14 protein-coding genes and 1 tRNA gene are annotated in these 10543 nt (G+C 67.6%); 2 read left to right on the top strand and 13 right to left on the bottom strand.

The annotated features are described in order from the left end of the window. Nucleotides 1–296 precede the first annotated feature (296 nt). Nucleotides 297–719 (bottom strand): response regulator, encoded by a 423-nt coding sequence (locus tag KGA66_RS25730; protein WP_211471569.1) that lies wholly within the window; start codon nucleotides 717–719, stop codon nucleotides 297–299. A gap of 72 nt (nucleotides 720–791) precedes the next feature. Here KGA66_RS25730 and KGA66_RS25725 point away from each other — a divergent pair. Continuing rightward, a tRNA-Arg gene (locus KGA66_RS25725) sits at nucleotides 792–866 on the top strand. 429 nt (nucleotides 867–1295) lie between these two features. Here the strand turns inward: KGA66_RS25725 and KGA66_RS25720 are convergent. The 10 genes from KGA66_RS25720 to KGA66_RS25675 all read right to left on the bottom strand — a co-directional run bounded on the left by KGA66_RS25720 (nucleotide 1296) and on the right by KGA66_RS25675 (nucleotide 7440). After that, nucleotides 1296–1523, bottom strand: a complete 228-nt coding sequence (locus KGA66_RS25720) for a hypothetical protein (RefSeq protein ID WP_211471567.1) — start codon at nucleotides 1521–1523, stop codon at nucleotides 1296–1298. Nucleotides 1524–1546: 23 nt separating this feature from the next. Further along, the gene (locus KGA66_RS25715; protein ID WP_211471565.1) at nucleotides 1547–1867 is read right to left on the bottom strand and encodes a hypothetical protein; all 321 of its coding nucleotides are present in this window, start codon (nucleotides 1865–1867) and stop codon (nucleotides 1547–1549) included. Nucleotides 1868–2095: 228 nt separating this feature from the next. Further along, nucleotides 2096–2749 (bottom strand): transposase, encoded by a 654-nt coding sequence (locus KGA66_RS25710; RefSeq protein WP_211471563.1) that lies wholly within the window; start codon nucleotides 2747–2749, stop codon nucleotides 2096–2098. 272 nt (nucleotides 2750–3021) lie between these two features. Continuing rightward, entirely contained in the window at nucleotides 3022–4122 is a 1101-nt protein-coding gene (locus KGA66_RS25705) for a three-Cys-motif partner protein TcmP (protein ID WP_211471553.1), read from the bottom strand. 89 nt (nucleotides 4123–4211) lie between these two features. Further along, on the bottom strand, nucleotides 4212–4964 hold the full coding sequence (locus KGA66_RS25700) for a DUF5131 family protein (RefSeq protein ID WP_211471551.1): 753 nt from the start codon (nucleotides 4962–4964) through the stop codon (nucleotides 4212–4214). Nucleotides 4965–5123: 159 nt separating this feature from the next. Next, nucleotides 5124–5381, bottom strand: coding sequence for a hypothetical protein (locus KGA66_RS25695; protein ID WP_211471549.1), 258 nt, complete (start codon nucleotides 5379–5381; stop codon nucleotides 5124–5126). Between the two features lie 6 nt (nucleotides 5382–5387). Beyond that, nucleotides 5388–5699 carry a DUF6247 family protein gene (locus KGA66_RS25690; RefSeq protein ID WP_246508678.1) on the bottom strand — a complete coding sequence of 104 codons (312 nt, stop codon included), beginning with the start codon at nucleotides 5697–5699 and terminating at the stop codon, nucleotides 5388–5390. 158 nt (nucleotides 5700–5857) lie between these two features. Further along, nucleotides 5858–6130, bottom strand: coding sequence for a hypothetical protein (locus tag KGA66_RS25685; protein ID WP_211471545.1), 273 nt, complete (start codon nucleotides 6128–6130; stop codon nucleotides 5858–5860). A gap of 126 nt (nucleotides 6131–6256) precedes the next feature. Further along, the gene (locus KGA66_RS25680) at nucleotides 6257–7078 is read right to left on the bottom strand and encodes a hypothetical protein (protein WP_211471543.1); all 822 of its coding nucleotides are present in this window, start codon (nucleotides 7076–7078) and stop codon (nucleotides 6257–6259) included. Next, on the bottom strand, nucleotides 7078–7440 hold the full coding sequence (locus tag KGA66_RS25675) for a hypothetical protein (protein WP_211471541.1): 363 nt from the start codon (nucleotides 7438–7440) through the stop codon (nucleotides 7078–7080). Before KGA66_RS25675 ends, KGA66_RS25680 begins: the two co-directional genes overlap by 1 nt. A 52-nt stretch (nucleotides 7441–7492) precedes the next feature. Between KGA66_RS25675 and KGA66_RS25670 the strand changes: the two genes are divergently transcribed. Then, complete coding sequence (locus KGA66_RS25670; RefSeq protein ID WP_211471539.1) at nucleotides 7493–9169, top strand: recombinase family protein; 1677 nt, start codon at nucleotides 7493–7495, stop codon at nucleotides 9167–9169. A gap of 302 nt (nucleotides 9170–9471) precedes the next feature. Here the strand turns inward: KGA66_RS25670 and KGA66_RS25665 are convergent, their stop codons facing one another. Beyond that, nucleotides 9472–10302, bottom strand: a complete 831-nt coding sequence (locus KGA66_RS25665; RefSeq protein WP_211471537.1) for a hypothetical protein — start codon at nucleotides 10300–10302, stop codon at nucleotides 9472–9474. Nucleotides 10303–10345: 43 nt separating this feature from the next. Beyond that, on the bottom strand, nucleotides 10346–10543 hold a 198-nt coding region (locus KGA66_RS25660), incomplete at its 5' end, for a hypothetical protein (protein ID WP_211471535.1).

Raw genomic sequence — 10543 nt, 5'->3', positions numbered from 1 at the left:
GAGTCGGCCGCCTCGACGTCGTCGGCGTGCACGCGACCGGGTTTCGCCGGGTCGGACAGTGGCGTCATAGCGCAGCAGTGTATTTCGAACGCCGCGCGCCCCGGCACTCGCGGAAGGGCCGAGAAACCGCGGCGGCAGCGGTGACGGGCTTCACAATCTCACAAGCTACGTCGAGGCATCCTTCACAAAGTCACGAGCCGAGTGCGGCGCCTGACGCAGATGCCACCGCTTCGCTACGTGGCGTACCGCAGCGATCGGTCTCCGCGTAACCCGGTCTTCATGATCTAGATCGCCTTTTAGTCGAGCCCCGCCGCGCACCGGACCGCCCGCACCAGTTCCGCCGGCTCGAACGGCTTTGTGAGGTATGCCTCGACGCCCAGTTCCCGCCCGCGGGCCAGGTCGCTTTCCTGGGCGCAGGCGGTCACCATCACGATCGGCAGTCCGCTCGTGGCGCGCCCGGACCGCAACCGGGCCGCGGTCGCGAAGCCGTCCAGCCGCGGCATCACGACGTCGAGCGTCACGACGTCCGGGTGCACGGCTTCGACGACGTCCAGGCATTCCTGCCCGTCCTCGGCCAGGAACACCTCGAAGCCCTCGAGCTCCAGGTTGACGGCGATCAGCTGCCGAATGACCGCGCTGTCGTCCACGACCAGCACTCGCCGCGTCGGCACTCCCGGTGATCCGCCCAGCTCAACGCGGCCCTCCACGGCCTCAGTCACGCTGCTTAGCCTAGCCGTGCGACTAACCGTGCGCGGGCACAACGCGGGAACTGGTATCGTTCTCCCGTTGCCGCCCCCGTAGCTCAGGGGATAGAGCACCGCCCTCCGGAGGCGGGTGCGCGCGTTCGAATCGCGCCGGGGGCACCACCATTAACCAGCGCGGGAGCACTTCAAGTGCTCCCGCACTGGTGTGTTGTTCACTGTTTTGTTCACGAGTCGGATTCGGGTTCGCTTTCTGGTGCGCGAACTGTGGCGCGCACCCCGCGCCGCACGGACACCAGCCCCCTTGGTGAGCAGAGCTAGAGCCCGGTGAGCGGTGCATTCTCCTGTCCTCTTCTCCGTTGGCGGGGCCGATGCCGTATACGTGCGCGCCGCACGGCCGCACGTGGCCGTGACGCGTGCTCCATCGGCGCGCAGCACCACCCAACTGGTGGCGTTGCCACACAGGCAGGACAGCGCCTTGCCGTTCACAAGCATCGCGGCCTGCTCAGCGATCTCCCGCCCAGCAGAGGCGAGTGGGGATCAACATGACCCTGTGCCACGAAGTCCGAACCACGACGCCCGCAGAGATGCGTCTCAGCCGAACCAGAGAACCTGCGTGATCAGCACTTCCCGCTCGTCATCGCGGATGAGAAACGTCACCAGGCCCTGGCCGCCGGGTCCGAATTCCACCGTCGGCATGTTGCCCGACCCGGCCGGAGCGAACGACCAGGGGTCGAAGACGACGGCCGCCATGAACGCCTGGAGCGCCACACCCGCCTCAGCCGGCAACCCATCGAGCATCGAGCGGACCTGGTCGGACATCCATCCCCAGGTGAACACCTGCGTCAGGCGAACGACGTGTGCGCTGGATGGGCGGCGATCCACTCACTCGCCAAGCGCGCCAGCACTGCGTCGCGCTCCCCGTATGGCACCGCGAGCAGCTGCTCCTGATGCTTGCCGCTTAGCGCGGTGTTCAACCAGCCGCGCAGCTCGTTGTGATAGCGCGTGAAGTCGCCGGTGCGCTCCGCGCGCTGAAGTGCCAGCTCCACCCACCGGTCGAACGGGCCGACGTTCGTGACCCGCTCTAGCTCGGCACGCACCTCGAACAGTGGCAGCGGTGGCTCGGGCCGCTCAGTGCCCGCTCGGTGAAGCGTCTGCGCGGTCATAGCCCCTACCGTACCGGCGTCCGCCGCCCGAAGGCATCCCTTTCACGCCGCTGCGCGACGTGTCCCGTCCGCAGCATCGATCATGGGCCGGGGCGTGCGCGAGAGCGCACAAGCGCCACCGGTCTCTCTCGCGACTGAATGCCGTGCTATCCCGTTTAGTAGTGGTCTGATTCGCACACTGCGCGGCGGCTCGGGGAGGGCCAGAGTGTCCAGTGGAACCAGCGGCGCCTATTGGCAGGAGCGCGCTCTTGCCAGGCGGGTGGTGAAGGTGATGCGCTCGGGCAGGTCCCGCCAGACCTTGCCGCGGTAGAGCGCGTCGCCGACCACGTCGATGCGCCGGTGCGGGAACGCGCGGGCGACCAGCCCGACCATGGCGCGGGCCTGCTCGACCTTCGAGGGGCCGTCTTTGCCCAGGTTGAGCCGCAACAGGACCGGGAGCAGCACCGCGCGCTGTATGAACGGCACGCTCACCGCCAAGCCCAGGATCACGAAGCTGTTGCCCCGCCCGAGCCCGTCGCGCCCGTTGGCCGAGCCGTCGTGCTGGTAGAACGCCGCGTGGACGTTCTTGCCATACCGCAGGAACAAGGTCTCGTCCACCACCAGGCGCAACGCCCCGTCCGGGGCGAACAGGCGCACTGCCAGGCGCAGCAGCAACAAACCCAGATGGTCCGCATCCCACTTCGCCTGCGCGAAGAACCGGTGCCCCCGAGCCCAATGTGCGCGCCCGGCCAGGCCCGCCGCGATCCACATCCCGGTCACCGTATGCTCCCCGGTCGCGGACAGCATCCCGCCGACCAGATCCTTGAACGTGGCGAAGGTGGGCGCGGTGAACGCGCCGCGCAACGCCTCCAACACTTCGGACAAGCCGTCGGATACCGTCACACACGAGAGCATCGGCGTCAATCCCTGCAAAGGAACTTGAGTTCAACGCCGATGCTCTTCTCATGCCCACGTCAGCGCCCCACCGCCACGCCCCCAGGTCACCCGAACGTGGCCCCGAGAGTGCGAAACTCCAGCTGACATACCTGTGTACGGTAATCGATCGTCGTCCCACCAGCGGCTATTTCCACATCCCACGTCGGGGAACTCTCCGAGGGGCGAAGACTCGGCTATCACGGTCCCGGAGCTTGCCTACGCGGCACATCTCAACGCGCTCAGAACAGCTGCTGCACCTGCTCAGCTCCCGGAGTCCGTCCGACGAACGTGCGCGTGCTGAGCCGCCCTGGAGTCTTGGCTTCGAGCTGCCCTGACTGAATGAGGGCGCGGACAGCCGAGATGACGTGCGTGGGCTTGTAGACGGTCTCGCGCAGTGCGAAGTCCTGCAGCACCGCGACGGTGGCGCCCTTGTCCTCCTGGTCGATGCGAGCGAGCAGTTCCCGGCGTAACGGCCCGGTGAAGGGCTCGGGACGAATGTCCAGGGCGATCTGTGCCGGGTCCGCGGGGTCGACGTAGCGCACGCCCCCGTACGGGTCGACGTTCCACATGGCGTCCTTCATTTTCTCCAGCCCGGCCGGGTGCTTGGTGCCGAAGATGAGCCAGAGGCCGCGTCCTCCCTCGTCGCGCATCTCGAAGGCGAGCGTGTGCGTGAAGCCAGCCCGCGGAAGCGTGATGTAGCGATAGGCATCCGCCAGGTGCCGCCCCTTCTGAGCTTTCGGCTGACCGTAAACGCCCTGCCAGTGGGTGCCGCCGAACTGGGCGTCGCCCTTCGCAGCATGTTGTGGATCCGTGCCGAAACGGGTCAAGAACGCAGGGCCGAACGTGAGCAGCACCTCGCTGCCGTTGTTGGCGGCGATACGCTCCAGCAGCGCGAACGGAATGTCAGGGCCGCCCCAGCTGTCAAGAAACGCGAAGATCGGTTTGCCGAAGGCACCCACTTCCTCCAGCAAGCCAATCATCTGCTCGGCGCAGCGCCCGGGCCGGTACGTCACCTTGAGGCGAGGGTTGTCGTCGCACTTCGTCGCGATCTGCTCTTTGAGGATGGCCAGGCGCGTCGGGCTTTCTTCGATCAGCGCCATGTTCGTACCATGCCCTTTGCCCGAGCGTAGTGCGGCGGAGATCTGCTGGTGGGCAATGACCGGCGAGCCCGGTTCCCCTGCTTCGTAGATTCCCGGACCGGCGAAGCCTTCCAGGTAGGTGGCCGTGCCGAAGCTGCCGAGCACAATCGGGCACCACGCTTGAAGGTAGCGGCGAAGTAGTTGGTGTTTCGCAGCAGTGTGCGGGTCACGCTTCCAGACCGGCTCCTTTGGGGTCGCCACGGCCCCTCCCCTCCCGATACGCCTATTTCGGTTGTACCGGACACTTGGCGCATCAGGAAGGGAGTACGAGCTATGCGATGCCTCTTTGGCTACGCGCCGGGCCGTGCGGTTCCGGGCATCTGGTCCCAGGTGCGGCCGCTGAGCAGCCGACCGCCGGTCTTCGGGGTACGGCCGCCCCATTGCTTGAAGAAGAACGCGATCCCGACATCCGTGCACGCGTCGCGCAGTGCGGTGACCCACTCCTCCTTGACTGGACGGTGGTTCGGGCCTGATTCCCCGCCGGCGATGACCCAGTCGATACTGTCGAGTTTCAGCCCGCGCAACGGACCGAGCAACGGCTCGCAGGAGAGGAAGCGGACCGCCGCAGGCACCTGGCGCAGATCGTCAGCCCGGCCCGTATGCGCCTCATTCTCGATGGACACGCCCATCCACACGTTGTCCGGCCACTCGAGCCTATCTGCCAGGCGCCGCAGTCGGGTCGATCGCTTGGTCAGCACCTGGTACGTGTGCTGTGGGGTGGCCGCCATGACCGCGAAAACGTCCTGGATGAAGGAGAAGGGCACCCTGGCATGGAAGAGGTCGGACATAGAGTTGACGAACACCATCCGGGGCGCTCGCCAGCGGGTGGGGATCGTCAGCGACGCCGGGTGCACGGTCACGCCGAACCCGAGTCCCGAGGTACGGGGATCGCCGTCGTTCTGGTACTTGGGCGCGCCCATCGCTTTCAGCCGTTTGGCCAGGGTCAGCGCGTAGCAGTTGTCACAGCCGACGGAGACCTTGTCGCAGCCGGTGGTCGGGTTCCAGGTCGCTTCGGTCCACTCGATCGCGCTTCGATCGCTCATCTGGGGTCCTCACCTCGGTTCCCGGCTCTATCGATTCGGACGCGCCTCATCGACGCCCGGTTCAACGAGCCGCGTGAGCATTGGTTGTTGCGGACAGTGCCCAGGTCGACACATCCGGGACACTCGCACGGGTTTTCGAATCAGGCAAGGCTGTGAGACTCAGCCAGCCCACTGCACCTGCACGACCAACAGCAGGCGCTCTTCCTCAAGAATCAGGAACGTCACCAGCCCGGCCGGGCCAAAGCCGGTGGTACGCAGGTTCTTCGCGCGGTCCACGGCCTGACCAGCCGTGCGCCCGAACTCCCAGGGATCGAAGATCACCGCGTCCATGAAGGCCATGAACGCCACCGCCGCGTCCGCAGGCGTGCTCACCGCCTGCTCCGCCACCTGCGGCGTTATGTAGTCCCAGACGAACACCCGCGATCAGGCGCCGGGGAAAGGCCGGCCGTTGCGCCGCTCCCACTGCGCCGCGAACTGCTCCCGGGAGACAAACCGCCGATCGGCGGCCGGGCCGTGCTCGGCCATCTGCGCCACCGTCCACCAGCGGCCCACGACCGCGCGCATCGGCTCGGGCGAGCCAGAACCCAGCGCCTCGACATACGCGCCGTCCAGTTCACGGTCGAACAGCGCGAGCGTCGCCTGGTCGGCATGCCGCGCGAGCACAGCACGCACCGCCGCAGGCGTGCGCCCAGGATCGGGTGTGGCAGATGCCCGCTCGACCGGCAACGCTGTCATTAGTCCCCCAACGGGTCGACGACACCACGAGTCTAACCGGGCACGCCCGCGGCGTCGCTGGCCCGAACTTGCCGCATCTGCTGATCGGCAAGGACGCCACCACACCGTGCCGCAGAGCCGCGGACGCCGCGGATTCGGCCGGCGTCACCGCTGTTGGCTCAGCTGCGGCGCGCGGCCGCCTGCGCTCGCCAGCGCTCGATCAACTGCGCCGCGAACTCGGCGCTAACCTCGACGTGATTGCCATCCATGCTGCCGAGAATGTAGTAGCGATCCAGGTAATCGGTCGGGTGCCACTCGATGTCGTTGCCGATAGCCTCGTCGGTCGGAACCGGCAGGGTGTGGATGCGACGCACCAGTCCGATAGCCTCCTCAGCTGTCCCGTCGTCCCTGATGAGGGCGAAATACTGCACAGCTGGATCGTCTTGCTCCATGCTCGCCACCCTATCTTTCCGGCGGTTTGATGTCTGCGGCGCCTTCGGGTATCGGCACCGTCCGGAAGATCTGGTCTTGCTCGGCCCTGAGCTGTGCCACTCTCTCCACGGGCACGCCGGGAATCCTCATCTCTTCGTACAGGCCGTGGGTGACCATTTTCGCGTCGAAGCTCTCCTGAGTGTGGAACTGCACCTCGAACACATGCCCGGTCTGCGGGTCGCGCCAGAAGCTGTTGATCCCCTTATAGCCTTCCGCGCTTCCGCGCGCCAGTTCGGCTTGAAGTCCACGTTGCCGACGCCTGATTCTCGAAAGCTGCCGATTGCCGAACTGACCCCGTCGGTATAGGCGGTTCCGTCACCTGGGAACTTAAGGGTGTAGCGGACCGTGTCCTTCATACGACTCAGCGCCGCATCCATGTCTCGACCAGGAATGATCGACAGCTCCGTGGCCAGCTTGCGCTTGAACGAGGCCGGGCCCTTGAGCACGAAGTCCGGGTAGCCCACGGTCTGCGCGCCAGGGACCTTGTCCCTGATCCCCATGACGACCGGCGTGATGTTCGCCTCGGCGTCCCTGGCCTGGGCTAGGAACCGGTCTGCCGCGGCATTCTCTTCGGGGCTCAAGCGCAGTCCGCCCTCACCCTCCCAGCCCGCGGCGGCGCCCTGCGGGTCGAGGATGCCGGAGAACCTGCTCGGCTCACCCGACGCCGCTGCGGTCGTCTCGGCGGCAGAGGCTGCGGCCCGTTCCTGGCTGGCCGCGCCGCCGGACATCACCTTCGCGATCGCCTGCGTGTTCTGTTCCTCGGTGACCAGCATCGCGTCCGTGGTCTTATCCGCGGTCTGCGCCGTATTCTCGACGAAGTCGCCCAGCGCGTGCCCTGCGTTGCCCAGCGCCTCATCCGCGCCCTGCGCTATGCCCTTGAAGGCCGCGGCTCCCTCGCCACCCGCCATCAGAAGCTCAGCTCCCGTATACCCTGCTGGAAGCTGACCGCGTGCGACCGGAACGTCTGCGCATGCTGTCGCAGTGCCGCCGTGTGGGCGCGCACCACCTGCTCGTCCAGCGAGAAGCCCGCCGACTGCGAACCGGCCGGGGTGGTCTTGGACCAGTGCAGGCCTGCCATCGCCTCGGCCACCTTCGCGAACAGCGGCTTGGCCGCAGCCTCGACCACCTGTCCGATGATGTACTGCTCCAGATCCTGGACCAGCGACTCCATCAGCTTCTTGCCCGCCGCGATGATCACCGGGACCGCCGCCTCCGCGATCCCGAACGTCGCCACGGCGGCCGCCTGGTCGGCGACGAACGGAAGGATCACTCGCCTGGCGCAGCACGCAGCCGCTGTCGCCGGGGCAGGCAGGGCGCCGCGGGTGATCGCGCTGGAGGTTCTCGTGGTGATAGAGCGGACGCTGGCCGAGGCGCTCGGTCAGTCGGAGGCGCTGATGATCGACGGGATCGGCCGGGTCATCGCCCAGTTCGAGGGACGCGTGCAACTGGCGGAACCATGGGACGGTCAGGGTCCGCGGCCGCTGACCTACGACGCATACTGCCGGATCAGCAAGGACGAGCGCGGACAGCTGGAGGGGGTGGCCCGGCAGTTGCGCGACATCCTGGAGCACCTGGTGCGCCACCGGCTGCCGTTAGGTCTCGTGTGGATCGACAACAGCCTGAGCGCGTGGAACCTGAAGGCCGCCTCCCGCCGCGTCGGATGGCGGTCGCTGATGGAACGGATCGAAGCGGGGGTGGTGGACGGGGTGGTGATCTACTACTTGGACCGGATGCTGCGCCAGCCGCGCGACGTCGAGGCGCTGATCCAGGCGGCCGACCGCAACGACGGATTGATGGTGCGCGGCACCAACGGCAGCTACGACCTATGCGGCGCCCAGGGCCGGGCCGCCGCACGGGAGGCCGCGGCGTGGGCATGCCGGGAATCCGACATCAAGTCCATGCGGATCAGGACCCGCAAGGAGAACGACCGGCTGGCCGGGCAGCCCGGCGGGTGGGGCATGCTGTTCGGGTTCCAACGCCAGCGCGCCCCGCTCACCGTGATATCGCAGTACCCGGATCCGGCCGAGGCCGAGTGGGTGCGCGAGGCGTTCCGCTGCATCGCGGAGGGCGGGACGGTCGCGGATCTAGTACGGGCGTGGGACCGGGCGGGTTTGCGCACCCCGCACGGGGCGGTGTGGAGTTTCCCGACGATACGCAAGCTACTGACGAACACCAAGTACGCCGGCTATTGGGAGTGGGAACGCGAGCGGCGCGACGAGCACGGACGCCGGCAGCGCGAGAGCCTACGCACCGAGCTGCCGCGGCCCGCCGGGCTGGCCGATGAGGTGGTGTGGCCGATCGTGGGGCCGGAGTTGTTCGAGCGGGTGCAGGCGGTGGTCCGCGGCCGCCGGCGGGGCGGGTCGCGGCCCCGTTCCCGGGTGCTGTCCGGGCTGATGGTGTGCGGCGTGTGCGGCCGGAGTATGGGAAGCGGCGGGGTGAGTCGGCATTGCCGCGCGGACGGCACCATGCTGGCCTCGGCCCGCTACCGGTGCTCCGGCACCGCGGACGCGCGGGGGCGCTGCGATCAGAGCGTGGACGCCGTCCGGGTGGAGGCCATCGTGTTCGCCGCGGTGCGGGCCTGGTACCAGGACCCGGCCAACGCGGGTCGCGCGCGCACCGCGACGCAGGGCACCTCGGCCGAGGTTTCCGCGCTGCGCGGGCAGATCGAGCGCTACGACCATCTGCTGACCGACAACGACCATCTCCACGCGGACGGAGACCGCCCGGAACTGCTCTGGCAGGAAACCCGCCACCGCCTGGTCGCCGCCCGCCGCCGCGCCCGCGAGCAGCTCGAGGAGCTGTCCGCGCCCGTGCACCTCTCGGCCCGCGCCGCCGCGGACGCGGTCGCCCGCTGGGACGCCGCCGGATTCGCCGAGCGCCGCGCCATGATCCAGGAAGCCTGCGCGCTCATCGAGATACGCCCGAAACCACCCGGCCTCTCCAACGTGTTCAACCCCAGCCGCGTTCACGTGAAGGTGAGCGAACCATCCGCTTGCTGAGCCTTGCGCTCGGTCGTGCGCGGCTGCATCGCGAAGAGTGTTGGCAGACATTCATGCGAAAGCGGCTTTGGACCGCAGCGCGGTGACAAGCAACGGAGGAAGTCCGTAACTGCGGCCACGCACTTCAAGCAGCCAGCCCAGGGGCGGTCAACTCCACCCGTGCCTGAACGTCCAACCGCCGCGCTTGAGACCGGCGAAGTCGCGGAACCATCCGCTGATCGCCATCTCCACCTACCGCCGAGGCCAGCGTTACCTTCGGCGGGCCCACACCCGCGGGCCCACCCCCCGGAGCTACCCTGGTGTCACACCTGGTCTGCGACGAGGCCGGTTTCCGGCGAGCGCAGCACCTGTGGCGGTTCGATGCCAAGATCCGCGGCCTCGAAGTCTGCACGCGCGTCGCCAGCCAGCCACCACAGACTCGCCAAACAGGCGAGCACAGAGGCCGCCAACAGCATGGCGACCGAGACACTGACGTGAGCGCGCACGCCTGCCCCCGGCGCCGCGACGTTCGGCGTGAACCGGACGAACATCCACAGCGTCAAGGCCGAGGAACTCGCGACCACCAGCACCGCCGCCCGTGGTGAGAGCGACCACCATCCCGATACGCCCACAGCGAAGCACACCAGCTCAAGCAAGTAAGTGCCCTGGTGAGCAACCGTCGCCCCCGGGCCGAAGAGAATCAGCGCCCACACCACGATGGTCACAGCGACGATCAGCAGCCATACCAGCTGCCACGAAGCGCCCTCGGGCTGCGGCCTACGCCGAATGCCCGCCACGACGCTGCGCAGCAGCAGGATGACGATGCCCCAACCGGCCAGCCCCAGGATCGGGCCGATGAAGAAGAACTGGAGATTGATCAGTCGATCCGCTGCGCCCGCCGCTGCGCCGCTCTGCCCGAGCAGTGAGTGGAAGACCACGCGTGCGGCGTCCGCCAAGCTGGCGAACGTGTGATCGAACGGCGTGGTCAAGTTTGAGACCTTGTGGGAGACCACCTGATGCGCGTTCAGTTTTTGGTACGCGTCGACAATCACGCGCGTCGTGGACCTGCCGTGAACCGGGTGCTGGCGGTTCGCCAGCTGCAGCTCCATCAAGGCGTTCGCCGGCGGCTGGTACAACTTCTGGTAAAGCATCAAGGCCTCGAAGTTAAGGATTCCGGGTGCTTGTCCAGTTTCCGGCTCATGTGAGCTGGTAGGTCGCTGGGCTGGTCTTCGTCAGGTAGCCGAGTCTTGACCAGGTGGACATTTGGGCGCAGAAGCTGTTCAAGCCCGTCTCCTCGGTGATGTCGAAGGCTCGGGCGAGGTCGCGGGCCCGCCATGGTTGACCGGGCCGGGTGCCCATGAGTTGGAGGACGGCTGCTCGGCGACCTGGCGGCCG

The organism is Actinocrinis puniceicyclus, assembly GCF_018283645.1.
GTDB lineage: Bacteria > Actinomycetota > Actinomycetes > Streptomycetales > Catenulisporaceae > Actinocrinis > Actinocrinis puniceicyclus.
Note: the sequence above shows the minus strand (reverse complement) of the source record. Positions and strands in the feature narration are given on the sequence as shown.